This is a genomic window from Pseudomonas sp. NPDC089741 (assembly GCF_044748825.1).
GTDB lineage: Bacteria > Pseudomonadota > Gammaproteobacteria > Pseudomonadales > Pseudomonadaceae > Aquipseudomonas > Aquipseudomonas helmanticensis.
In genome coordinates, this window is record NZ_JBIVGT010000043.1 from 1 (window position 1) to 23804 (window position 23804).

At 59.3% G+C, this 23804-nt stretch carries 21 protein-coding genes; 17 read left to right on the forward strand and 4 right to left on the reverse strand.

Translation table 11 applies throughout. The features are described from left to right. A partial coding sequence (gene rpsB, locus ACIPZE_RS26395) for a 30S ribosomal protein S2 (RefSeq protein ID WP_400776347.1) occupies positions 1 to 168 on the reverse strand: 168 nt, incomplete at its 3' end. A 373-nt stretch (positions 169 to 541) separates the two neighbouring features. Between rpsB and map the strand changes: the two genes are divergently transcribed. The 5 genes from map to ACIPZE_RS26420 all read left to right on the forward strand — a co-directional run bounded on the left by map (position 542) and on the right by ACIPZE_RS26420 (position 7173). Continuing rightward, positions 542 to 1324, forward strand: a complete 783-nt coding sequence (gene map, locus ACIPZE_RS26400) for a type I methionyl aminopeptidase (protein WP_129389792.1) — start codon at positions 542 to 544, stop codon at positions 1322 to 1324. Between the two features lie 41 nt (positions 1325 to 1365). Next, the gene (locus tag ACIPZE_RS26405; RefSeq protein WP_283437522.1) at positions 1366 to 4068 is read left to right on the forward strand and encodes a [protein-PII] uridylyltransferase; all 2703 of its coding nucleotides are present in this window, start codon (positions 1366 to 1368) and stop codon (positions 4066 to 4068) included. Between the two features lie 205 nt (positions 4069 to 4273). Further along, on the forward strand, positions 4274 to 5470 hold the full coding sequence (gene dapC, locus ACIPZE_RS26410; RefSeq protein WP_400776298.1) for a succinyldiaminopimelate transaminase: 1197 nt from the start codon (positions 4274 to 4276) through the stop codon (positions 5468 to 5470). A gap of 196 nt (positions 5471 to 5666) precedes the next feature. Next, positions 5667 to 6401: a hypothetical protein gene (locus ACIPZE_RS26415; protein ID WP_283437524.1), complete on the forward strand. Its 735-nt coding sequence runs from the start codon at positions 5667 to 5669 to the stop codon at positions 6399 to 6401. Between the two features lie 61 nt (positions 6402 to 6462). Then, positions 6463 to 7173, forward strand: a complete 711-nt coding sequence (locus ACIPZE_RS26420; RefSeq protein ID WP_400776301.1) for a M12 family metallopeptidase — start codon at positions 6463 to 6465, stop codon at positions 7171 to 7173. 31 nt (positions 7174 to 7204) lie between these two features. Here ACIPZE_RS26420 and ACIPZE_RS26425 read toward each other — a convergent pair whose 3' ends face one another. Beyond that, the gene (locus ACIPZE_RS26425) at positions 7205 to 8836 is read right to left on the reverse strand and encodes a Na+/H+ antiporter (RefSeq protein ID WP_400776304.1); all 1632 of its coding nucleotides are present in this window, start codon (positions 8834 to 8836) and stop codon (positions 7205 to 7207) included. A gap of 279 nt (positions 8837 to 9115) precedes the next feature. On the opposite strand from ACIPZE_RS26425, the gene ACIPZE_RS26430 reads away from it, so the two are divergent. From ACIPZE_RS26430 to ACIPZE_RS26445, 4 genes are all read left to right on the forward strand, one after another. After that, positions 9116 to 9478 (forward strand): ArsC family reductase, encoded by a 363-nt coding sequence (locus tag ACIPZE_RS26430; RefSeq protein ID WP_016985102.1) that lies wholly within the window; start codon positions 9116 to 9118, stop codon positions 9476 to 9478. A gap of 33 nt (positions 9479 to 9511) precedes the next feature. Next, on the forward strand, positions 9512 to 10546 hold the full coding sequence (gene dapD / locus ACIPZE_RS26435; RefSeq protein WP_122591337.1) for a 2,3,4,5-tetrahydropyridine-2,6-dicarboxylate N-succinyltransferase: 1035 nt from the start codon (positions 9512 to 9514) through the stop codon (positions 10544 to 10546). A gap of 132 nt (positions 10547 to 10678) precedes the next feature. After that, positions 10679 to 11884 (forward strand): aminotransferase class V-fold PLP-dependent enzyme, encoded by a 1206-nt coding sequence (locus ACIPZE_RS26440; RefSeq protein ID WP_400776307.1) that lies wholly within the window; start codon positions 10679 to 10681, stop codon positions 11882 to 11884. After that, entirely contained in the window at positions 11881 to 12285 is a 405-nt protein-coding gene (locus tag ACIPZE_RS26445) for a SufE family protein (protein WP_283437529.1), read from the forward strand. The genes ACIPZE_RS26440 and ACIPZE_RS26445 overlap by 4 nt, the downstream gene beginning before the upstream one ends. A 120-nt stretch (positions 12286 to 12405) precedes the next feature. Here the strand turns inward: ACIPZE_RS26445 and tcdA are convergent, their stop codons facing one another. Continuing rightward, positions 12406 to 13224, reverse strand: coding sequence for a tRNA cyclic N6-threonylcarbamoyladenosine(37) synthase TcdA (gene tcdA / locus ACIPZE_RS26450; RefSeq protein ID WP_283437530.1), 819 nt, complete (start codon positions 13222 to 13224; stop codon positions 12406 to 12408). Between the two features lie 214 nt (positions 13225 to 13438). Between tcdA and ACIPZE_RS26455 the strand changes: the two genes are divergently transcribed. The 4 genes from ACIPZE_RS26455 (at position 13439) to ACIPZE_RS26470 (ending at position 18644) form a co-directional block, all read left to right on the forward strand. Next, complete coding sequence (locus tag ACIPZE_RS26455; RefSeq protein WP_400776310.1) at positions 13439 to 16027, forward strand: glycosyltransferase; 2589 nt, start codon at positions 13439 to 13441, stop codon at positions 16025 to 16027. Positions 16028 to 16230: 203 nt separating this feature from the next. Further along, complete coding sequence (gene dapE, locus ACIPZE_RS26460) at positions 16231 to 17382, forward strand: succinyl-diaminopimelate desuccinylase (protein ID WP_400776313.1); 1152 nt, start codon at positions 16231 to 16233, stop codon at positions 17380 to 17382. Beyond that, a complete protein-coding gene (locus ACIPZE_RS26465; RefSeq protein WP_400776315.1) occupies positions 17382 to 18191 on the forward strand; it encodes a putative RNA methyltransferase in 810 nt (269 codons plus the stop codon). Before dapE ends, ACIPZE_RS26465 begins: the two co-directional genes overlap by 1 nt. Before the next feature lie 75 nt (positions 18192 to 18266). Next, positions 18267 to 18644 (forward strand): hypothetical protein, encoded by a 378-nt coding sequence (locus ACIPZE_RS26470; protein ID WP_400776317.1) that lies wholly within the window; start codon positions 18267 to 18269, stop codon positions 18642 to 18644. Positions 18645 to 18841: 197 nt separating this feature from the next. Here the strand turns inward: ACIPZE_RS26470 and ACIPZE_RS26475 are convergent, their stop codons facing one another. Beyond that, positions 18842 to 19051 carry a cold-shock protein gene (locus tag ACIPZE_RS26475; protein ID WP_007908870.1) on the reverse strand — a complete coding sequence of 70 codons (210 nt, stop codon included), beginning with the start codon at positions 19049 to 19051 and terminating at the stop codon, positions 18842 to 18844. A gap of 238 nt (positions 19052 to 19289) precedes the next feature. Between ACIPZE_RS26475 and plsB the strand changes: the two genes are divergently transcribed. The 4 genes from plsB (at position 19290) to ACIPZE_RS26495 (ending at position 23739) form a co-directional block, all read left to right on the forward strand. Beyond that, positions 19290 to 21788, forward strand: a complete 2499-nt coding sequence (gene plsB, locus ACIPZE_RS26480) for a glycerol-3-phosphate 1-O-acyltransferase PlsB (RefSeq protein WP_283437533.1) — start codon at positions 19290 to 19292, stop codon at positions 21786 to 21788. A 97-nt stretch (positions 21789 to 21885) separates the two neighbouring features. Next, entirely contained in the window at positions 21886 to 22572 is a 687-nt protein-coding gene (locus ACIPZE_RS26485; protein ID WP_283437534.1) for a hypothetical protein, read from the forward strand. Between the two features lie 51 nt (positions 22573 to 22623). Next, positions 22624 to 23022 carry a YbaY family lipoprotein gene (locus tag ACIPZE_RS26490; RefSeq protein WP_129389741.1) on the forward strand — a complete coding sequence of 133 codons (399 nt, stop codon included), beginning with the start codon at positions 22624 to 22626 and terminating at the stop codon, positions 23020 to 23022. 27 nt (positions 23023 to 23049) lie between these two features. After that, positions 23050 to 23739 (forward strand): DUF4197 domain-containing protein, encoded by a 690-nt coding sequence (locus ACIPZE_RS26495; protein ID WP_283437535.1) that lies wholly within the window; start codon positions 23050 to 23052, stop codon positions 23737 to 23739. The last annotated feature ends 65 nt before the right edge of the window (positions 23740 to 23804 follow it).

Here is a 23804-nt window from a genome sequence, read left to right on the forward strand (position 1 = left end):
GAATGTCAGATCTTCGTTGATCATTTTCTGGGTTTTTTCAAGGTTGATGATGTGAATCTTGTTACGCTCGCCGAAAATGTACTTACCCATTTTCGGATTCCAGTAACGGGTTTGGTGACCGAAGTGCACACCGGCCTTCAGCATATCGCGCATATTGACTTGGGACATGATAGTTCCTTAATAAGTCGGGTTTGGCCTCCACGTATCCCAATGACCAACCAGTGGCATAAAGCCAAAAGCACCCAGGTCATCGTGTCGACACGTGTGTGGATTTAAGCCTTTCGGGGTATCCCCGGAAAGCGGCGCATTTTATACCACAGGGTGCGCAGAAACGGAACCCGAAATCTGTATTCGCACCAAGGACATGGGCGCAGCCCCCTTGGAATCGGCTCCGAACGCACCACTGTATAGAGAGAAGCGATGCACGCAGGCACTGAATTGCGCCGTGCGTCTGTTAGAATCGCGTTTTTCAGGGTCGCAAAACGCACACCTGCCACCCTATTCGTATCAGCAAGCGCCGCCGAGCGCAGAGAGAGCCTGTATGACCGTCAACCTCAAAACCCCCGAGGACATCGCTGGCATGCGTGTCGCCGGCAAACTGGCCGCCGATGTGCTGGAAATGATTGCCGAACACGTCAAACCGGGCATCACCACCGATGAGCTGAACCAGATCTGCCACGACTACATCGTCAACGTGCAGCAAGCCATCCCTGCCCCGCTCAACTACAAGGGCTACCCGAAGTCGATCTGCACTTCGATCAACCATGTGGTCTGCCACGGCATCCCGAACGACAAGCCGCTGAAAAACGGCGACACCCTGAACATCGACGTCACCGTGATCAAAGACGGTTACCACGGCGACACCAGCCGCATGTTCCACGTCGGCGAAGTACCGGTGTGGGCCGAGCGCCTGTCGCAGATCACTCAGGAATGCATGTACAAGGCGATCGAGATCGTCAAACCCGGCTGCCGCCTTGGCGACATCGGCGAAGTGATCCAGAAGCACGCGGAAAAGAACGGTTTCTCGGTGGTCCGCGAGTTCTGCGGTCACGGCATCGGCAAGGTGTTCCACGAAGAGCCGCAGATTTTGCACTACGGCCGCGCTGGCACCGGCATGGAACTGAAGGCCGGCATGACCTTCACCATCGAGCCGATGATCAACCAGGGCAAGGCCGACACCAAAGTATTGGGCGACGGCTGGACCGCGATCACCAAGGACCGCAAGCTCTCGGCACAGTGGGAACACACCCTGCTGGTGACCGATACCGGCTACGAGATCTTCACCCTGCGCGCCGACGACACCATCGCGCGCATCTCGGCCTGATCCACACAACGCTCCCAGCCTTATAGAAGGAAAGCCAATCGATGCCGCAGGTGGATCCCGAACTCTTCGACCGCGGCCAGTTCCAGGCTGAACTGGCTCTCAAAGCGAGTCCTATCGCGGCGTTCAAGAAGGCGATCCGCCAGGCTCGCGAAGTGCTCGACGCGCGTTTTCGCAATGGCCGCGACATCCGTCGGCTGATCGAAGACCGTGCCTGGTTCGTCGACAATATCCTGCAAAAGGCCTGGGACCAGTTCAACTGGAGCGAAGACGCCGACATCGCGCTGGTCGCGGTCGGCGGTTATGGTCGCGGCGAGCTGCACCCCTATTCCGACATCGACCTGCTGATCCTGCTGGACAGCGCCGATCACGAAATTTTTCGCGACTCGATCGAGCGCTTTCTGACGCTGTTGTGGGACATCGGCCTGGAAGTCGGCCAGAGCGTGCGCTCGGTCGACGAATGCGCCGAAGAAGCCCGCGCCGACCTGACGGTGGTCACCAACCTGATGGAAAGCCGCACCATTTGCGGCCCCGAGCGTCTGCGCCAGCGCATGCTCGATGTCACCAGCACTGCACACATGTGGCCGGCCAAGGAGTTTTTCCTGGCCAAGCGCGCCGAACAGAAGGCCCGCCATCACAAGTACAACGACACCGAATACAACCTGGAACCCAACGTCAAAGGCTCGCCCGGCGGACTGCGGGATATTCAGACGATCCTCTGGGTGGCCCGACGTCAGTACGGCACGCTTAACCTGCGCGCCCTCGCCGGCGAAGGCTTTTTGGTCGAGAGCGAAAACGCCCTGCTCGCCTCCTCCCAGGAATTCCTCTGGAAAGTGCGTTACGCCCTGCACATGCTTGCCGGGCGTTCAGAAGATCGCCTGCTGTTCGATCATCAACGCACCATCGCCGGCCTGCTCGGTTTTGAAGGTGACGACGCCAAACAGGCGGTCGAAAACTTCATGCAGCAGTATTTCCGCGTGGTGATGAGCATTGCCCAGCTCAGCGACCTGATCATCCAGCACTTCGAGGAAGTCATCCTCGCACCAGAAGACGAAGCGCCGCCGCAACCGATCAATTCGCGCTTCCAGCTGCACGACGGCTACATCGAAGCGCGCAACGACAACGTGTTCCGCCGCACGCCATTTGCCATGCTGGAAATCTTCGTGCTGATGGCCCAGCAGCCAGATATCAAAGGCGTGCGCGCCGACACCATTCGTCTGCTGCGCGAGCATCGTCACCTGATCGACGACAACTTCCGTAACGATATTCGCAACACCAGCCTGTTCATCGAGCTGTTCAAGTGCAAGATCGGCATCCACCGCAACCTGCGCCGAATGAACCGTTACGGGATTCTCGGGCGTTATCTGCCGGAGTTCGGCTTTATCGTCGGGCAAATGCAGCACGACCTGTTCCACATCTATACGGTCGATGCGCACACGCTGAACCTGATCAAGCACCTGCGCAAATTGCAGTACACCCAGGTCTCGGAGAAATTCCCGCTGGCCGCCAAGCTGATGGCCAAGCTGCCCAAGCCCGAGCTGATCTACATGGCCGGTCTGTACCACGACATCGGCAAGGGTCGGCACGGCGATCACTCGGAGATCGGCGCGGTCGATGCCGAGGCGTTCTGCCAGCGCCACCAGTTGCCGGTGTGGGACAGTCGCCTGATTGTCTGGCTGGTGCAAAACCACCTGGTGATGTCGACCACCGCCCAACGCAAGGACTTGTCCGATCCGCAAGTGATTCACGATTTCGCCCTGGCGGTCGGCGATGAAACCCGTCTCGACTACCTCTACGTGCTGACCGTGGCCGACATCAACGCGACCAACCCGACGCTGTGGAACTCATGGCGCGCCAGCCTGCTGCGCCAGCTCTATACCGAGACCAAACGCGCCTTGCGCCGGGGCCTGGAAAACCCGGTGGATCGCGAAGAGCAGATCCGTCAGACCCAGAGCGCGGCACTGGATATTCTGGTGCGTGGCGGAACCGATCCGGACGACGTCGAGCAGTTGTGGGCGCAGTTGGGCGATGACTACTTCCTGCGGCACACGGCGGGCGACGTGGCCTGGCACAGCGACGCGATCCTCCAGCAGCCGGTCGATGGCGGTCCGCTGGTGCTGATCAAGGAAACCACCCAACGCGAATTCGAGGGCGGCACGCAGATCTTCATTTATGCACCGGACCAGCATGACTTCTTCGCCGTAACCGTGGCGGCGATGGATCAGCTCAACCTGAACATTCATGACGCCCGAGTCATCACCTCGAGCAGCCAGTTCACCCTCGACACCTACATCGTGCTCGACAACGAAGGCGAATCCATCGGCGACAACCCGGCGCGGGTCAAACAGATCCGCGACGGCTTGACCGAAGCGCTGCGCAACCCGGACGACTACCCGACGATCATCCAGCGCCGGGTGCCACGCCAGCTCAAGCATTTCGCGTTTGCGCCGCAGGTGACCATCCACAACGACGCGCAGCGTCCGGTGACCGTGCTGGAACTGACCGCGCCGGACCGGCCGGGCCTGCTGGCACGGATCGGCGGGATTTTTCTCGAGTTCGACCTGTCGCTGCAAAACGCCAAGATTGCGACCCTGGGCGAGCGCGTGGAAGACGTTTTCTTCATCACCGACGCGCACAACCAGCCGCTGTCCGACCCGCTGCTGTGCAGCCGCTTGCAGGACGCAATCGTTGAGCAGTTGAGCGTCAATCAGGAACCGGATATCAAGCTTTCGCGTATCAGTATTTGAATTAGTAACTATTACTCCGGTGGGAAGGAAGACTCCGATACCAGCCTGCTCAACAAACCCCTGTAGGAGTGAGCCTGCTCGCGATAGCGGTTCATCAGCTTGCATAGATATTGAATGAGCCATCCTCATCGCGAGCAGGCTCACTCCTACAGGTTTGTGTAAGGCGCGCATTGAAGCAATCCCTCCCACATTAAAAGAGGCCCCAATGAACAACGCTCTGAACCAGCTCCAGCCTTACCCGTTCGAAAAGCTCCGCGCCCTGCTCGGCACCGTGACGCCGAACCCGGACAAACGTCCGATCGCCCTGTCGATCGGCGAGCCGAAACATCGCTCGCCAAGCTTTGTCGCCGAAGCGCTGGCGAACAATCTGGATCAGATGGCGGTTTATCCGACCACGTTGGGCATCCCGGCCCTGCGCGAAGCCATCGCTGGCTGGTGCGAGCGGCGTTTTGGCGTGCCGAGCGGCTGGATCGATCCGGCGCGCAATGTGCTGCCGGTCAACGGCACCCGCGAAGCGTTGTTCGCCTTCACCCAGACCGTGGTCAACCGTGGCGATGATGCGCTGGTCGTCAGCCCGAACCCGTTCTATCAGATCTACGAAGGCGCCGCGTTCCTCGCCGGGGCCAAGCCGCACTATCTGCCGTGCCTCGACGAGAACGGCTTCAACCCGGATTTCGATGCCGTTTCTCCCGACATCTGGAAGCGCTGCCAGATCCTCTTCCTGTGCTCGCCAGGCAACCCGACCGGCGCGCTGATTCCGGTCGATGTGCTGAAAAAACTCATCGCCCTGGCTGACGAATACGACTTCGTGATCGCCGCCGACGAGTGCTACAGCGAGCTGTATTTCGAAGAACAGACCCCGCCGCCGGGCCTGCTGACGGCCTGCGTTGAATTGGGTCGCAAGGATTTCAAGCGCTGCGTGGTGTTCCACAGTTTGTCCAAGCGCTCCAACCTGCCGGGCCTGCGTTCCGGTTTCGTCGCCGGCGACGCCGATATCCTCAAGGGTTTCCTGCTCTATCGCACCTACCACGGCTGCGCGATGCCGGTCCAAACCCAACTGGCCTCCGTCGCCGCCTGGAACGACGAAGTCCACGTTCGCGCCAACCGTGCGCTGTACCGCGAGAAGTTCGACGCGGTACTGGCAATCCTCAGCCCGGTGATGGACGTTCAGCGTCCTGATGGCAGTTTCTACCTGTGGCCGAATGTGCAGGGTGACGATGCTGCGTTCTGCCGGGACCTGTTCGAACAGGAACACGTGACCGTAGTCCCGGGTTCTTACCTGTCCCGCGATGTCGACGGAGTCAACCCGGGTGCAGGTCGCGTGCGGATGGCACTGGTTGCGCCGCTGGCAGAATGTGTCGAGGCTGCGGAACGTATCCGCGACTTCATCAAGCGCCGCTAACTAACGTTTATATATTCCCGCACGATGCAATGTCGTGCGGGAACAAACACCACGCAACATATCAACTCCCCGCATCGTCTTCCTATCTTCAGCCCCGACACTTACTCTGTCCGTCAGGCCGAACCCGGTTATTTAAAAAAACAAATTCCACGCCCCCCAAAAAAAACAACAAAGCGTCTATTACGGAAAGTTATTCATGGATGATATTAAAGATTGTTTTGTTAAAGCGCCCAAAGACATTAACGCGTCTTACCAAACGGCCATTGAGGAGAATCCCGCCAACCGCGGTGCGCCCAGCGGTCGGCAGAAAAGAGCCGTGTTCAAGCATCGCAAACTCTGGACACCCGGCCGAACCCTGCGCATTCGCGTGCTGGCCGGTGACGCGGCCTACAAGCAAGCCATTCGCGCGGCCGCAGAGACATGGACTGCTTTTATCAATCTCAACTTCGACTTTGTCGATGACGGTGATGCCGAGATTCGTATATCCGATGACGGCGGAGCCTACTGGTCGCTGATCGGCACTGACGCATTAACCATTGATGATCAAAGCGAAGCCACTATGAATCTTTCGCCCGATCACAACTTGTCGCTCAAGTTCTTCATGGCCAATGCCATACATGAGTTCGGTCATGTACTGGGTGCCGAACATGAACATCTGCATCCACAGATGACCATTCCCTGGGACAAGCAAGCCGTCTACGAGCACTTTGGCGCAGAAGATGATCTGGCCCGCAGCAGCATCGACGAGCGTTATTTCAATCTTCTCGATGCCAGTGAAGTCGACAACTCGGCTTACGACCCAAAGTCCATCATGCACTACGCCATCCGCCAGAGCTGGACTCAGGGTGACTTCCAGATTCACCTGAATCTGCAGCTCAGCGACAAAGACAAGGCTTTCATATCCGCAGCTTATCCACAGCCCGATGCCTGACAGGACGTCAGGTTTCATCAAAACCACTCACTTCATGCATCACTTAAAAAGGATTTCAAGAATGCCAGACTGCAAAATCTGTACGACACTGCCGCCGAAAAGCCAAAGTCTTTCCTATCAGGCCGCGCTTGCCGAAAACCCTGCCAACGTCAGCAGACAGGGCATTTCCTTACTGGGCGTGGCCCTTGATGGAAAGGTATGGAAAGCGTTCAGGACGCTTAGCGTCACGTTTCTCGATAACCTGACGAACGACGAGCAAAGGCAGTATCGGGAAGTCATTCGGGAATGGGGCAACCATATCAATCTGGATATCGCGTTCACGAGCGAGCGCGATGCCGACATTCGCATCAAGACCAAAACCAGTGACAACAGCTCTGCCGTTGGCACAGACGCACTCACCGTCGATGTGCAGAATCCAACGATGTACATTGCCGAAAAGCCAGGCAGCAGCAGATTCAGAACGGTATTACTGCACGAGTTCGGCCACGCCTTGGGCTTCGAACACGAGCATTTGCACCCGTACGCCAACATCCCCTGGAACAAGCAAAAGGTTTACGACCACTTCACGCGACTCGGCATGAGCAGAGCCGCTATTGACGAAAACTTCTTCACCAAGATCAATCAAAAGATGTCTGTGACCGCTTATGATCAAAAGTCGATCATGCACTACCCGATAGAAAAAACCTTCACCGACGGAGTATTTGAGGTCACTGAAAACACCGAACTAAGTAGATTGGATATACACATGGCGCGAACCGTTTATCCCCGATAAAACCAGCAATCCGATCAACACCCATGCGGGACTACTTCAACACCCCCAGATTGGCCTCACTCAAATCAAGCTCACCTAATACCTCGCGCAATACGTCATCACCGATCTGGTGATGACGGCTGAGGCTGTAGAGTTCCAGACGTTGCGCGCGAAGTGCCTTGAGGCGTAAACGACGCTCGAGCAGATCCATCTGAAACGCCAGGGCCTGTGCTTCGGCCGAGTCGTTGAAGACATCGAGCTGATGGCGGTACTCGGACATGATCCGCGCCTTGAGTTCTGCCGCGAGTGCGGCCTGCGCTGCATCCTGCGGGCCGACCTCCTCGGTTTCCAGCGCATGAATCGCTGCCTCGGCGGTCTTGCGCCAGGCGTCGCGCACTTCCTGGCGACGTTTGTCGTCCGGGCTTTTTTCGATGCCGCGCAACAACAGAGGCAGAGCGATACACGCCGAAATCAACGACAGCAGAATCACCCCGGCAGCGATAAAGATCAGCAGATCACGCTCGGGAAACGACTCCGCGCCCATCAACATCGGCACCGACATCACACCCGCCAGCGTCACCGCACCGCGTACGCCACCCACGGTCAGCAGCCAGCAGGAGCGCGCCGTCGGCACCTGAGTCAACTCGTTCTTGCCACGCAAACGCCGCAGCAACACCGACAAGCGCCAGATGCTCTGCACCCAGATAAACCGCAGCAGCACCAAGGCGAGAAAGATCGCCACCACGTCGAGACAGCGATAGAACAGGGTCGGCCATAACGTCGGTTCGTGGCTGACCACCGCTTTGATGATGTCCGGCAACTGCAGACCGAGCAGCAGGAAGATCAACCCGTTGAAGGCAAACTCCAGCAGCGACCAGACGCTGCGATTAAGCAAGCGGGTGCTGGTTTGCCGAGGCAGCAGATCGAGCCAGCTCTGCATCATGCCCGCCGCCACTGCCGAGAGAATGCCCGAGACCCCGAGGCGTTCAGCCAATACATAAGCAGCGAACGGCAGCAGCAACATGAACACCACGTGCGTGGCGGGATCGTCCCAGCCTCGCGCGATCATCCAGGCGCGCAGGCGCCCGACCAGCCAGCTCAAGGCCACGCCGACGGCCAGCCCACCGAGGGCCACCACGACAAAGGTCAGGCTGGCGTTGGTCAGCGAGAACACGCCGGTGATCGCCGCGGCCAGTGCGAACTTGAAGGTCACCAGACCCGAGGCGTCGTTCATCAACGCTTCGCCCTGCAAGATATGCATCAGCGGCGTCGGCAAGCGGTTCTGCGAAATCGCCGAGACCGCAACCGCGTCGGTTGGCGACAGCACAGCGGCCAGGGCGAAGGCTACCGGCAACGGAATCGCCGGCAACAACCAGTGAATGAAGTAGCCGGCGCCGACTACGGTGAACAGCACCAGACCAACCGCCAAGGTCAGGATCGGCCCGCGCAAATGCCAGAATTCACGTTTGGGCATGCGCCAGCCATCGGAAAACAGCAGCGGCGGCAGGAACAGAAAGAGGAACAATTCAGGATCGAGCGCCACGTGCAGACCGAGGGTCGGCCAGGCGAGCAAGGCGCCGGCGGCGATTTGCACCAGCGGCAGAGGCAGCGGGATGACCCGTCCGACCAGACGCGAAACGCTGACCAGCATCAGCAGGATCAGGACGGTGTAAGCAGTTTGCATAAAGCGGAAATCTCAGACAATCGACAGCGTTGAACTGCCATATTAGCCGCTTAGCATGCATCTGACCGTTGCACCTATGTCGCAGCTGTCCCAACCGATCCCCGCACAACAATGCGCAGGAGCTGCGGCACGCTGCGATCTTTTGATCTTTAAAGACACAATCAAAAGATCGCAGCCTCGTTTCACTCGACAGCTCCTACAGGGTTTTGCGTATTCGCCGAAGGGTCATGGCATAATCCGTCACCATTTTTCTCCAGCACCTGTGAAGGGGGCGATTCCTTGACCGTTTCAAGTAAAACGTTGCACCTTTTCGGCATCAAAGCCTGCGACACCATGAAAAAGGCGCGCACCTGGCTCGATGAACACGCTGTCAGCTACGACTTTCACGATTACAAAAGCGCCGGCATCGACCGTGAGCACCTGACCCAATGGTGTGACGAGCACGGCTGGCAAACGGTGTTGAACCGTGCAGGCACGACCTTTCGCAAACTCGACGACGAACGTAAAGCCGATCTCGACCAGTCGAAAGCCATCGAACTGATGCTCGCTCAACCCTCGATGATCAAGCGCCCGGTGCTCGATCTCGGTGACCGAACCCTGATTGGCTTCAAGCCAGATATCTACGCGGCCGCTCTGAAGTAAGCAGCCCGTCACTCTTTGTAGAGGTGTATTTACATGTCCAATTCCCTGTTCAGCATCGCCTTTGGTGTCGGCACTCAGAATCGTCAAGGCGCATGGCTGGAAGTGTTCTACGCACAGCCACTGCTCAACCCTTCGGCCGAACTGGTCGCCGCGGTTGCGCCGATCCTCGGTTACACCGAAGGCAACCAGGCCATCACCTTCACCACCGCTCAGGCTGCACAACTGGCTGAAGCCGTGAAAGGCATCGACGCCGTGCAAGGCAAGCTGCTGACCCGTCTGGCCGAAAGCCACAAGCCGCTGGTCGCCACCCTGCTGGCTGAAGACGCACAGCTGACTTCGACCCCTGAGGCCTACCTCAAGCTGCACCTGCTGTCGCACCGTCTGGTCAAGCCGCACGGCGTGAGCCTGGCCGGGATCTTCCCGTTGCTGCCGAACGTGGCCTGGACCAGCCAGGGCGCCATCGACCTGAGCGAACTGGCGGAAATGCAACTGGAAGCCCGTCTGCGCGGCGATCTGCTGGAAGTGTTTTCGGTCGACAAATTCCCGAAAATGACCGACTACGTGGTTCCGGCCGGCGTGCGTATCGCTGACGCCGCGCGTCTGCGTCTGGGCGCTTACGTCGGTGAAGGCACCACCGTGATGCACGAAGGTTTCATCAACTTCAACGCCGGCACCGAAGGCCCGGGCATGATCGAAGGCCGCGTTTCCGCTGGCGTCTTCGTCGGCAAGGGCTCCGATCTGGGCGGCGGTTGCTCGACCATGGGCACCCTGTCAGGCGGCGGCAACATCGTGATCAAGGTTGGCGAAGGCTGCCTGATCGGCGCCAACGCCGGTATCGGTATTCCATTGGGCGACCGCAACACTGTTGAGTCGGGCCTGTACGTGACCGCCGGCACCAAGGTGGCGCTGCTCGACGAAAACAACAATCTGGTTAAAGTCGTGAAGGCGCGTGAGCTGGCCGGTCAGACTGACTTGCTGTTCCGTCGCAATTCGGAAACCGGTGCTGTGGAATGCAAAACCCACAAATCGGCGATCGAACTGAACGAAGCGCTGCACGCTCACAACTAAGCGTCAGACGATCCATTGTAGGAGTGAGCCTGCTCGCGATGCTTCTAGCGCCCTCACAGACGCCATCGCGAACAGGCTCACTCCTACAGGGTCTGGCGTACATCCCGCCCCTCTTCACCAGGGCTAAAAACTGTGATGATTCCCTCCCCGTGGCGTGCCGATTTCCCGGCCATCGCCGCGCTGCAACGGCAAGACCAGACCTATCTGGACAACGCCGCCACCACGCAAAAACCGCAAGCCCTGCTCGACGCGCTGACGCATTACTACGCCAATGGCGCGGCCAATGTGCATCGCGCGCAACACCTGCCCGGCGCCCATGCCACGCAGGCGTTCGAGGACAGTCGGCTCAAGGTTGCCCAGTGGCTGAACGCCGGTGACAGTGGGCAGATCATCTTTACCCACGGCGCCACCAGTGCGCTGAACCTCCTGGCTTATGGCCTGGAACATCTTTTCCACCCCGGCGATGAAATTGTCATCAGCGCCCTGGAGCATCACGCCAACCTGCTGCCGTGGCAGCAACTGGCGCAACGTCGCAATCTGAAACTGGTGATCCTGCCGCTGGATACCGACGGTCTGATCGACCTCGCTGCCGCCGTGCACTTGATCAGCCCGCGCACACGCTTGCTGGCGGTCAGTCAGCTGTCCAACGTACTCGGCGCATGGCAGCCATTGCCGGCGCTATTGGGCATGGCCAAGGCGCAGAACGCATTGACCGTGGTCGATGGCGCACAAGGCGTGGTTCACGGTCGGCATGACGTGCAGGCGCTGGGTTGCGACTTTTATGTGTTTTCCAGCCACAAACTGTATGGCCCCGATGGCCTCGGTGTGTTGTTCGGGCGCAATGCTGCACTTGAACAACTGAAGCCTTGGCAGTTCGGCGGTGAAATGGTGCTGGAAGCCAACTACCACGACGCGCGCTTTCGCCCTGCTCCGCTGGGTTTTGAAGCGGGCACACCGCCGATTGCCAGTGTGATCGGCCTCGGTGCCACGCTGGATTATCTGGCCGGGCTCGATCAGGACGCGGTGTCGGCCCACGAAGCGGTGCTGCATGACTATCTGCTGCGAGACCTCGCCGCTCGTAATGGCATTCGCTTGCTCGGCAAGCCGCAATTGGCGCTGGCGAGTTTTGTCGTCGAAGGCGTGCACAACGCCGATCTGGCGCACTTGCTGACCGAGCAAGGTATTGCCGTGCGCGCCGGACATCATTGCGCGATGCCGTTGCTGAAAAGCTTTGAGCTGGCCGGAGCGATTCGCGTGTCGCTGGCGCTGTACAACGATTCCGAAGATCTGGAGCGCTTCTTTGAAGCGCTGGATCAGGCGTTGGAGTTGTTGCGATGAGTTTGCCGGTCGAGGCCGCCGAGGCGCTGCAGACTTTTCAGAACGCGGCGGGCTGGGAACAGCGGGCGCGGTTGTTGATGCAGTTTGGTGATCGCCTGCCGCCGCTAAGTGACGCCGACAAGTGCGAGGCCAATCGCGTGCATGGCTGTGAGAGTCAGGTGTGGCTGGTTGGGGCGTTGCGCGAGGGTCACTGGCAATTCAGCGCGAGCAGCGATGCGCGGATGATTCGCGGGTTGGTGGCGTTGTTGCTGTTGCGGGTTAACGGGTTGTCGGCGGCTGATTTAAAGCAAATAGACTTGCCTGATTGGTTTAATCAGCTCGGCCTGTCGCGCCAGTTGTCGCCCTCGCGCAGCAACGGCCTGAATGCCGTGCTCCAGCGAATGAATGATCTGGCGCGCTAACTGATCGTTCCCACGCTCTGCGTGGGAATGCCTCAACGGACGTTCCGCGTTCGGCTGCTGATGGGGACGCGGAGCGTCCCGGGCTGCATTCCCACGCGGAGCGTGGGAATGATCAACCGGTCAGGCGTCAGGTTTGACCCGATCTGAAGGGCGCCGCACACCCGCGACAATCTTGTCCACAGCCTTGGTCGCCGCGACCATGCCGAACGTCGCCGTGACCATCATCACCGCGCCAAACCCACCCGCGCAGTCGAGCTTCACGCCGTCGCCAACAAAACTCTTCTGCAGACAAATGCTGCCATCCGGTTTCGGGTAGCGCAGTTGCTCCGTGGAAAACACACACGGCACGCTGTAATGACGAGTCACGGTGCGCGAAAAACCGTAATCACGACGCAACGTCGAACGCACTTTCGAGGCCAATGGGTCGTTGAACGTACGATTGAGATCGCAGACCTGGATCAGCGTCGGATCAATCTGCCCGCCCGCGCCACCCGTGGTGATGATCTGAATCTTGCGGCGTTTACACCAGGCGATCAGCGCAGCCTTGGCGTTAACCGCGTCGATGCAGTCGATCACGCAGTCAATGTTCGGCGTAATGTATTCGGCCATGGTCTCGCGGGTGACGAAGTCCGCCACTGCGTGCACCGTACAATCCGGATTGATCCCGCGCAGACGCTCGGCCATCACCTCGACCTTGGGTTTGCCGACGGTGCTGTCCAGCGCGTGCAATTGGCGGTTGGCGTTGCTGACGCAGACATCGTCCAAATCAAACAGCGAAATCTCGCCGACGCCACAGCGGGCAATGGCTTCCGCCGCCCAGGAACCGACGCCACCGACGCCGACGATCGCCACATGCGCCGCACGTAAACGCGCCAAGCCTTCGATGCCATACAAACGGGCGATGCCTGCAAACCGCGGATCTTCTGTACTCATGACCATTACCCCAAAAACCGGCGCGCATTATAGGGCTACACAGCGACAAGTTTTAAGCTTCCAGCTACAAGTGTAAGAACTTAAGTCAAAGTCGGCTGCCCAATGTCGGGCATTTCCCTGTCTGATGTACGACTTGCGAACAGCCGGTGTAGGATGCGCGCCCCTCGGGCGTATAGCCGACCGATCCTCCGTTCCACAGCCTTTGGAACCCGAAATAGCTATGTCATCGCGTAAATTTGGACTCAACCTGGTGGTGGTTCTGGCAATCGCCGCCCTGTTCACCGGTTTCTGGGCGCTGATCAACCGCCCGGTCTCCGCGCCGAACTGGCCGGAGCAAATCTCCGGTTTCTCCTATTCGCCGTTCCAGCAGGGACAATATCCGCAAAAGGATCAGTACCCGACTGACGACGAGATGCGCCGCGATCTGGAGATCATGAGCAAGCTGACGGACAACATCCGCATCTACTCGGTCGACGGTTCGCTGCAAGACATCCCCAAACTGGCTGAAGAATTCGGCCTGCGCGTGACCCTCGGGATCTGGATCAGCCCCGACCAGGAACGCAACGAACGGGAAATCCAGCGCGCCATCGAACTGGCCAACACATCACGCAGCGTGGTTCGCGTGGTGGTCGGTAACGAAGCGATTTTCCGCAAGGAAATCACCGCGCAAGAGCTGAGCGTATTGCTCGATCGCGTGCGCGCGGCGGTGAAAGTGCCGGTGACCACCTCCGAGCAATGGCACGTCTGGGAAGAACACCCGGAGCTGGCCAAGCACGTTGACCTGATCGCTGCGCACGTTCTGCCGTACTGGGAATTCATTCCGGTCGACAAGGCTGGCCAGTTCGTTTTCGACCGTGCCCGCGACCTGAAAAAGCTCTTCCCGAAAAAACCGCTACTGCTCTCCGAGGTCGGCTGGCCGAGCAACGGTCGCATGCGCGGTGGCGCCGATGCGTCGCCGGCGGATCAAGCGATCTATCTGCGCAACCTGGTCAACAAGCTCAACCGCCAAGGCTTCAACTACTTCGTGATCGAAGCGTTTGACCAGCCGTGGAAGGCCAGCGACGAAGGCTCGGTCGGCGCTTATTGGGGCGTGTTCAACGCCGCGCGCCAGCAGAAATTCAACTTCGAAGGCCCGGTTGTCGCGATCCCGCAATGGCGCGTGCTGGCGATCGGTTCGGTGGTGTTGGCATTGCTGTCGCTGACCCTGTTGATGATCGACGGTTCGGCCCTGCGTCAACGTGGGCGGATCTTCCTGACCTTTATCGCCTTTCTTTGCGGTTCGGTGCTGGTGTGGATCGGTTACGACTACAGCCTGCAATACAGCACCTGGTTCAGTTTGACGGTCGGATTCCTCTTGGCGCTCGGCGCGCTCGGGGTGTTTATCGTGTTGCTGACCGAAGCGCATGAATTGGCCGAAGCGGTGTGGATTCACAAACGTCGACGCGAATTCCTGCCGGTCGAGGGCGACTCTAATTACCGCCCGAAAGTCTCGATCCACGTGCCGTGCTACAACGAGCCGCCGGAGATGGTCAAACAGACCCTCGACGCCCTCGCCGCGCTCGATTATCCGGACTACGAAGTCCTGATCATCGACAACAACACCAAGGACCCGGCGGTCTGGGAACCGGTGCGCGACTACTGTGCAACACTCGGCCCGCGCTTCAAGTTCTTCCACGTCTCGCCTTTGGCCGGCTTCAAGGGCGGCGCGCTGAACTACCTGATTCCGCACACCGCCAAAGACGCCGAAGTGATCGCCGTGATCGACTCCGATTACTGCGTGCACCCGAAATGGCTGAAGCACATGGTGCCGCACTTCGCCGACCCGAAAATCGCTGTGGTGCAGTCGCCGCAGGATTATCGCGACCAGAACGAAAGCACCTTCAAGAAGCTCTGCTACGCCGAATACAAAGGCTTCTTCCACATCGGCATGGTCACCCGCAACGACCGTGACGCGATCATTCAGCACGGCACCATGACCATGACCCGGCGCTCGGTGCTGGAAGAGTTGGGCTGGGCTGACTGGTGCATCTGTGAAGACGCCGAACTCGGTCTGCGCGTGTTCGAGAAAGGCCTGTCGGCGGCGTACTACCACGACAGTTATGGCAAGGGCCTGATGCCGGACACCTTCATCGACTTCAAGAAGCAGCGTTTCCGCTGGGCTTATGGTGCGATTCAGATCATCAAGCGCCACACCCGCAGCCTGCTGCGCGGCAAGGACACCGAGCTGACGCGCGGTCAGCGCTACCACTTCCTCGCGGGCTGGTTGCCGTGGGTCGCGGACGGCATGAACATCTTCTTCACCGTCGGCGCGTTGTTGTGGTCGGCGGCGATGATCATCGTGCCGCAGCGGGTCGATCCGCCGTTGCTGATCTTTGCAATTCCGCCACTGGCGTTGTTTGTGTTCAAGGTCGGCAAGATCATCTTCCTCTACCGTCGCGCCGTCGGCGTGAACCTGAAAGATGCATTCTGCGCGGCACTGGCCGGATTGGCGTTGTCGCACACCATCGCCAAAGCGGTGCTGTACGGCTTCTTTACCACCAGCATTCCGTTCTTCCGTACGCCGAAAAACGCCGACAACCATGGCTTCTGGGTGGCGATTTCCGAAGCACGGGAAGAGCTGTTCATCATGCTGCTGTTGTGGGGCGCGGCGCTGGGGATCTATCTGGTCAACGGCATGCCGAGCAACGACATGCGTTTCTGGGTAGTGATGTTGCTGGTGCAGTCGCTGCCGTATCTGGCGGCGCTGATCATGGCGTTCCTCTCGTCGCTGCCCAAACCTGCGGCCAAGCCTGAGCCGGCAACAGCATAATCGGTAACGGATAACGTCAAACGGCGGCCTTCGGGCCGCCGTTTTGCTTTAGAATGACCGCCTTTTTCAATGCCAACAAACTCGGTAGGAGCTGCCGCAGGCTGCGATCTTTTGATCTTGCTGTTGATTTTAAAAAACAAAATCAAAAGATCGCAGCCTGCGGCAGCTCCTACAGGTTTACCGTGCGCACCCGGAGTTATTACATGACGGCCCACGCCGACCTTTCGCCGACCCTCCAACTCGCCATCGACCTGATCCGCCGTCCATCCGTGACGCCGGTCGACGCCGATTGCCAGAAGCAGATGATGCAGCGCCTGGGCGATGCCGGTTTCAGCCTCGAGCCGATGCGCATAGAAGATGTGGATAACTTCTGGGCGACCCACGGCAACAACGACGGTCCGGTACTGTGCTTCGCCGGCCACACCGACGTGGTGCCAACCGGCCCGGTCACCGCTTGGCAGATCGACCCGTTCAACGCGTTGATCGATGAACACGGCATGCTCTGCGGCCGTGGCGCGGCAGACATGAAAGGCAGCCTCGCGTCGATGACCGTCGCCGCCGAGCGTTTCGTCGCCGACTACCCGAACCACGAGGGCAAAGTTGCGTTCCTGATCACCAGCGACGAAGAAGGCCCGGCGCACCACGGCACCAAGGCTGTGGTCGAGCGTCTGGCCGCGCGAAACGAACGTCTGGACTGGTGCATCGTCGGCGAACCATCGAGCACCACGCTGGTCGGCGACGTGGTGAAAAACGGCCGTCGCGGCTCGCTGGGCGCCAAGCTCACGGTCAAAGGCATTCAGGGCCACGTCGCTTACCCGCATCTGGCGAAGAACCCGATCCACCTCGCCGCTCCGGCGCTGGCCGAACTGGCCGCCGAGCATTGGGATCACGGCAACGATTTCTTCCCGCCAACCAGTTTCCAGATTTCCAACGTCAACTCCGGCACCGGTGCGACCAACGTGATTCCGGGCGATCTGGTGGCGGTATTCAACTTCCGTTTCTCTACAGAATCGACTGTCGCAGGCCTGCAGAAACGCGTCGCCGACATCCTCGACAAACACGATCTGGACTGGCACATCGACTGGGCGCTGTCCGGCCTGCCGTTCCTCACCGAACCGGGTGCGCTGCTCGACGCGGTGTCGGCGAGCATCAAGGCGATCACCGGTCGCGAAACCAAGGCGTCGACCAGCGGCGGGACGTCCGATGGTCGTTTTATCGCGACCATGGGCACGCAAGTGGTTGAACTGGGGCCGGTCAATGCGACCATCCATCAGGTCAACGAACGCGTGCTGGCGGCGGATCTCGACGTGCTGACCGAGATCTACTACCAGACCCTGATCAAGTTGCTCGCCTGATGCTTGCTTGCCCCATTTGCAGTGAGCCGCTGAACGCGGTGGACAACGGCGTGGTCTGCCCCGCCGGCCACCGCTTCGACCGTGCGCGGCAGGGTTACCTGAACCTGCTGCCGGTGCAGCACAAGAACAGCCGCGACCCGGGCGACAACCAGGCTATGGTCGAAGCGCGTCGCGACTTTCTGAACGCCGGCCATTACGCGCCGGTGGCCAAGCGTCTGGCTGAGCTGGCGGCGAGTTATGCGCCGGGGCGCTGGGTCGACATCGGTTGTGGCGAGGGTTATTACACCGCGCAAATCGCCGAGGCCTTGCCGAACGCCGATGGCTACGCGCTGGATATCTCCCGCGAAGCGGTCAAACGCGCCTGCAAGCGTAACCCGGCGATCAGCTGGTTGATCGCCAGCATGGCCCGCGTGCCGTTGGCGTCGGGCAGTTGCCAGTTTCTCGCCAGCGTTTTCAGTCCGCTGGATTGGGCAGAAGCCAAACGTCTGCTCAGTGTCGGCGGTGGTCTGATGAAAGTCGGCCCGACCAGCGGCCACCTGATGGAACTGCGCGAACGCCTGTACGACGAAGTGCGCGAGTACACCGACGACAAGCACCTGGCTCTGGTGCCAGAAGGCATGGCGCTGGCACACAGTGAAACCCTGGAATTCAAACTGACGCTGGACAAGCCCGAGGATCGCGCCAACCTGTTGGCGATGACTCCCCACGGCTGGCGCGCCAGTGCCGAGCGTCGCGCGGCGGTGATCGAACAGGCCGAGCCGTTCGAGACCACCGTGTCGATGCGCTACGATTATTTCGTTCTTCAATAACTTTTGGTCTCGGGCAAGTGCCCGGGGCCGGCTAAATCCGCGAATGGATTTTTCAGACCCGCAGTGAGGACATCCATGCGCCAACCGGATATCGAGATTTACCTGAAAGACGCCGACGTCGACCACAAGGCCATTTCGGCCTGGCTGGGCGAAGCACTGGCCCCATGCAGCGACTGGGTGCAGAAAGGCCAGACCTGGAAGTGCAAGGCCGGCCACGTGCCGGTGACCTGGCTGCCGAAAGCCGTGGGCAAATGGAACAGCCTGTACCTGGAAAGCGATGCGACCCCATGGGACGACGACATCGCCTGCGCTCGCGCAGCGTTTGCTGCGCTGAACGTCGAAGTACGTTGCGCGCCGGGGACGTGGGTCGAGGAAGAAGGTGAGGAAACGGCGGATCGCTGGATGCGCATCAGCGAAGACGGTGAAGAAGAAATCACCTGGAAAACCGCGTAACAACAGGCAACGCGGATACAAATGTGGGAGCGAGCCTGCTCGCGAATGCGTAGTGTCAGTCGATATGAATGGTGACTGATACACCGCATTGATCGTTCCCACGCTCCGCGTGGGAATGCAGTCCGGGACGCTCTGCGTCCCAAAGCGAACGCGGAGCGTCCGTTGAGGCATTCCCACGCAGAGCGTGGGAACGATCATCACAGGCCTACAACGTCTTCCGCCTGCAAGCCCTTCTCGCCAGTAATCACCGCGTACTCGACCTGCTGGCCTTCGGTCAGCGACCGATGCCCTTCGCCACGAATCGCGCGGTAGTGCACGAACACGTCCACCCCGTCTTCGCGCTGGATAAAGCCGTAGCCCTTGGCGTCGTTGAACCACTTCACGTTGCCGGTTTCACGGGTTGCCATCTGTTCATACTCCTTTTTTATTATTGAACAGGCTTTTCGCAGGAAAGCCTTTGCGGAACATCAACCTGCGTCCGACGTCCATACAAGGGCCCCGGCGACAGACCGCCGAGTATATGACAGGCGTGAAAACTCTCAACAGGAGATTACTTCGCCGCTTTTTTGCCGATTTTCAGCGAATCCGGCACACTATCGACCGCCCGAGCATCTGCTCGGTTTTATTCACTCACGCAGAAGCCGTATGACCCGTTCCCCGTTCCGCCGTCTTGTGTTTGGCACCTTGCGCCGACTGTTGTATCTCTGGGTTCGCTCGGAGACGATCAACCAGTCGTCGTTCACCCTCAACCTCGACCGCAGTCGTCCGGTGTTCTACGTCCTGCAAAACCCTTCGCTGACCGATCTGGCCGTGCTCGACACCGAGTGCACCAAGGCCGGCCTGCCGCGTCCGGTGCTGCCGGTGTCGGTCGGTTCGCTGATCGAACCGGCGGCGTTTTTCTATCTGACGCCGGATCCGGACTGGCTCGGTCGCCAGGACAAACGCGGTGCACCGCCGACCCTGACCCGATTGGTCAGCGCCCTCACCCAGAACGCTGCCGAAGACGCGCAGATCATTCCGGTCAGCGTGTTCTGGGGCCAATCGCCGGACAGCGAAAACAGTCCGTGGAAACTCTTGTTCGCCGACAGCTGGGCCGTCACCGGGCGCCTGCGCCGGCTGCTGAGCATCATCGTCCTCGGGCGTAAAACCCGCGTGCAGTTTTCCGCGCCGATCCACCTGCGCGAGCTGATCGAACACAACAAGGGCCACGAACGCACCGTGCGCATGGCCCAGCGGATCCTGCGCGTACACTTCCGCAATCTCAAAGCAGCAGTGATCGGCCCGGACATTTCCCACCGCCGCAATCTGGTCAAAGGCCTGCTCAACCAACCGCTGGTCAAGCAAGCGATCCTCGACGAAGCCGAGCGCGAAAACATCTCGCCGGAGAAAGCCAAGGCCCAGGCCCTGCGCTACGGCAACGAAATTGCCTCGGACTACACCTACACCGCGATCCGCTTCCTCGAAGTGGTGCTGAGCTGGTTCTGGAACAAGATCTACGACGGTATCAAGGTCAACCACATCGAAGGCGTGCAGAAAGTCGCGCAGGGTCACGAAGTGATCTATGTGCCGTGCCATCGCAGCCACATCGATTACCTGTTGTTGTCGTACCTGCTGTTCCGCAACGGCCTGACCCCGCCGCACATCGCCGCCGGAATCAACCTCAACATGCCGGTGATCGGCAGCCTGCTGCGTCGCGGCGGCGCGTTCTTCATGCGCCGCACATTCAAGGGCAACCCGCTGTACACCTCGGTGTTCAACGAGTATCTGCACACGCTGTTCACCAAAGGCTTCCCGGTCGAGTACTTCGTCGAGGGCGGTCGCTCGCGCACCGGGCGCATGCTGCAACCGAAAACCGGCATGCTCGCGATTACCTTGCGCAGTTTCCTGCGTTCGTCGCGGATGCCGATCGTGTTTGTGCCGGTGTACATCGGTTACGAGCGCGTGCTGGAAGGTCGTACCTACCTCGGCGAACTGCGTGGCGCGAGCAAGAAGAAAGAGTCGATCTTCGACATCTTCAAAGTCATCGGCGCACTCAAGCAACGCTTTGGTCAGGTCGCGGTGAACTTCGGCGAGCCGATCAAACTGGCGGAATTCCTCGACGCCGAGCAACCGGACTGGCGCCAGCAGGAACTCGGCCCGCAATACAAACCGGCGTGGCTCAACGAAACCACCAACCGCCTCGGCGAGAAAGTCGCGCAGCATTTGAACGAAGCAGCGGCGATCAACCCGGTCAACCTGGTAGCGCTGGCGCTGCTGTCGACCACGCGCCTGGCGCTGGACGATCGCGCTATGGCCCGCGTGCTGGATTTGTATCTGGCGTTGCTGCGCAAGGTTCCGTATTCGCCGCACACCACGCTGCCGGAAGGCGATGGTCGCGCGTTGATCGAACATGTGAAGGACATGGACTTGCTCGCCGAGCAGAACGATGCGCTGGGCAAGATTCTTTATCTGGATGAGCAGAACGCCGTCCTGATGACTTACTACCGCAACAACGTTTTGCACATTTTCGCCCTGCCGGCGCTGCTGGCGAGTTTCTTCCAGAGCGCTTCGCGCATGAGCCGCGAACAGATCCTGCGCTACACCCGTGCGCTGTATCCGTACCTGCAATCGGAGCTGTTCATTCGCTGGTCTCTGGAAGAACTGGATGGCGTGGTCGATCAGTGGCTGGAAGCGTTTGTCGAGCAAGGCTTGCTGCGTTTCGAGAAGGATGTCTACCTGCGCCCAGCACCGAGCTCGCGACATTTTGTCTTGCTGACGCTGCTGTCGAAGAGCATCGCGCAGACCTTGCAGCGCTTCTACATGACCGTGTCCTTGCTGCTCAACAGCGGCCAGAACAGCATCAGCGCCGAAGAGCTTGAAGACCTCTGCACCGTGATGGCCCAGCGCCTGTCGATCCTCCATGGCCTCAACGCCCCGGAGTTTTTCGACAAGAGCCTGTTCCGTCACTTTATCCAGACCCTGCTCGACCTCGACGTGCTGCGTCGCGACGAGGCCGGCAAACTGAGTTATCACGAGCTGCTCGGCGAACTGGCGGAAGGTGCGGCGAAGCGCGTATTGCCAGCGGACATTCGATTGTCGATCCGCCAAGTGGCATTGCATCGCAGTGAAGATGCGGCTGAAACGGCGGTCATTGCCGAAGGCTGAAACTTGCCGATAACTAACGGAGAGCCCGCCGGGTTCTCTCGTTAGTTGATTCGTGAATAAATAGGCTCACGTTAATAATCGCGATAAGGATATCGAGATGAGCCTGTTGCACGAACAAACTCCCATTGTCACCGTCGACTTCCGTCTGCCCCCAGACTTCCGCGCTCCTGAGGGCGGTGAGAATGAAACGGTGGTCAGCGTCAAAGCCATTACTTTAACTCCGCCGATTACCATCAAAGACTGGCGACACCCGTCAGTTTTCGATATCGACTGGAAGTTCTCTTTCCCGCATCACTACCACGATGTCGGCGTGAAATATCAGATCAACGTTCAGATGTTTCATGACCAACAGCCACTACTGTTGGCGCTGGATTACTTTGTTATCGTAAACACAGCCCCGCACCGACAGACGCTGCATTTGAGTCCGATCGGTTTTTTGCATGTGCAAGTTCAGGAGCCGCGCACGGTTGCTGAACACGAAGCTGTAACGATCAGCCTGCACGATGCAGATCATCCCGATACACAACTTGCCCGCATCACACACGATGAACGAACCGCCGCTTCGTTTTATCTGCAATACGATCCGGACAGCGTCATGCCCGGTAGGCGTTATGCGTTAAGCGGTGTTGAAAATCGCTACCGTCAATCCATTCTGGTCACGCCGTCGCATGTCGAACTTGCGCCGGTTTCGCCCAACCTGGGCTCGTGGCTATCGCAGTGGATCGCGCAATGGCTGAAAAAACCATTACGTTTGTTCACTGACGTTAATGACAAAATCCGCTAGATTCCCCTTCGGTGCCGGGATTCTTCCGGCGCAAAAGTCACAGAGGTCCCGATGAAAAAACTCACCCTTCTCGCCGCTGCCACTTTGTTGAGCGCCTGCCAATCGACCACACCGGCCGGCAAGGTCGGCCTCGATGGCGAAGTGTTCTACCTGCAGCGCATCGCTCTGCCACCGAGCGCGACCCTCAGCGTGAGCCTGCAAGACATTTCTCTGGCCGATGCGCCCGCCGTCGTACTCGACGAGCAGAAAGGCCCGGTCCAAGGTCAGGTACCACTGCCTTTTCACTTGAGCTACGATCCGGCGCAAGTCAAACCCGGTCACCGTTATTCGGTCAGCGCACGCATTGAAGTGAATGGTGAGCTGATGTTCATCACCACCGAAAACCACGCCGTGCAACTCGACGGCAACGACCCGCAGCCGCTGAAAATCCGCGTCGACGCCATTCGTTAATTCATATTCTGCAACAAGGAAGCCGCCATGCTCCGCCCTACCCTTCGCTTCGCCGGCCTGTGCGCGGGCCTGATGATCTGCGCCAACGCCATGGCCCTGTCGCTCAGCGACCTGTCGCAAAAAGACGCTACCGGCGGCCTCAAGGACGCCCTGACCCAAGGTGCGCAAATTGCCGTCAAACAACTGGGCACCCCGGGTGGCTTCAGCAACAACCCCGATGTGAAGATCGAACTGCCGGGCAAACTCGGCAAAGCTGCCAGCAAGATGAAAGCGTTTGGCATGGGGGCTCAGGTCGAAGAGCTGGAAACCGCGATGAACAAGGCCGCAGAATCCGCCGTGACCCAAGCCCAACCTATCCTCGTCGATGCCGTTAAAAAGATGAGCGTCGAAGACGCCAAGGGCATCCTCAGCGGCGGCAAGGACTCGGCCACCCAATACCTCGACAAATCCAGCCGCGAACAGATCCGCGCCAAGTTCTTGCCGATCGTCAAACAGTCCACCGACAAGGTTGGCGTGGCGCAGAAGTACAACTCGTTCGCCGGCCAGGCTGCGGCCTTCGGTGTTGTCGATGCGAAAAGCGCGAATGTCGAAAACTACGTGACCGAGCAGGCGCTGAATGGCTTGTTTGAAATGATCGGCAAACAGGAAGAAACCATCCGTCAAAACCCTGCCGCTGCAGCGACCAGTCTGGCGAAGAAAGTCTTCGGCACGTTGTAACCCACCGTGTAGGAGCTGCCGAAGGCTGCGATCTTTTGATCTTGGGTGTTTATATCAAAGACAAG

Coding starts and splice junctions, on each gene's coding strand:
- dapE (WP_400776313.1), top strand. CDS start 16,231: ATGACGGCCCACGCCGACCTTTCGCCGACCCTCCAACTCGCCATCGAC.
- ACIPZE_RS26470 (WP_400776317.1), top strand. CDS start 18,267: ATGCGCCAACCGGATATCGAGATTTACCTGAAAGACGCCGACGTCGAC.
- map (WP_129389792.1), top strand. CDS start 542: ATGACCGTCAACCTCAAAACCCCCGAGGACATCGCTGGCATGCGTGTC.
- ACIPZE_RS26415 (WP_283437524.1), top strand. CDS start 5,667: ATGGATGATATTAAAGATTGTTTTGTTAAAGCGCCCAAAGACATTAAC.
- ACIPZE_RS26405 (WP_283437522.1), top strand. CDS start 1,366: ATGCCGCAGGTGGATCCCGAACTCTTCGACCGCGGCCAGTTCCAGGCT.
- ACIPZE_RS26420 (WP_400776301.1), top strand. CDS start 6,463: ATGCCAGACTGCAAAATCTGTACGACACTGCCGCCGAAAAGCCAAAGT.
- ACIPZE_RS26455 (WP_400776310.1), top strand. CDS start 13,439: ATGTCATCGCGTAAATTTGGACTCAACCTGGTGGTGGTTCTGGCAATC.
- dapD (WP_122591337.1), top strand. CDS start 9,512: ATGTCCAATTCCCTGTTCAGCATCGCCTTTGGTGTCGGCACTCAGAAT.
- ACIPZE_RS26485 (WP_283437534.1), top strand. CDS start 21,886: ATGAGCCTGTTGCACGAACAAACTCCCATTGTCACCGTCGACTTCCGT.
- ACIPZE_RS26425 (WP_400776304.1), bottom strand. CDS start 8,836: ATGCAAACTGCTTACACCGTCCTGATCCTGCTGATGCTGGTCAGCGTT.
- dapC (WP_400776298.1), top strand. CDS start 4,274: ATGAACAACGCTCTGAACCAGCTCCAGCCTTACCCGTTCGAAAAGCTC.
- ACIPZE_RS26475 (WP_007908870.1), bottom strand. CDS start 19,051: ATGGCAACCCGTGAAACCGGCAACGTGAAGTGGTTCAACGACGCCAAG.
- tcdA (WP_283437530.1), bottom strand. CDS start 13,224: ATGGTCATGAGTACAGAAGATCCGCGGTTTGCAGGCATCGCCCGTTTG.
- ACIPZE_RS26445 (WP_283437529.1), top strand. CDS start 11,881: ATGAGTTTGCCGGTCGAGGCCGCCGAGGCGCTGCAGACTTTTCAGAAC.
- ACIPZE_RS26490 (WP_129389741.1), top strand. CDS start 22,624: ATGAAAAAACTCACCCTTCTCGCCGCTGCCACTTTGTTGAGCGCCTGC.
- plsB (WP_283437533.1), top strand. CDS start 19,290: ATGACCCGTTCCCCGTTCCGCCGTCTTGTGTTTGGCACCTTGCGCCGA.
- ACIPZE_RS26465 (WP_400776315.1), top strand. CDS start 17,382: ATGCTTGCTTGCCCCATTTGCAGTGAGCCGCTGAACGCGGTGGACAAC.
- ACIPZE_RS26495 (WP_283437535.1), top strand. CDS start 23,050: ATGCTCCGCCCTACCCTTCGCTTCGCCGGCCTGTGCGCGGGCCTGATG.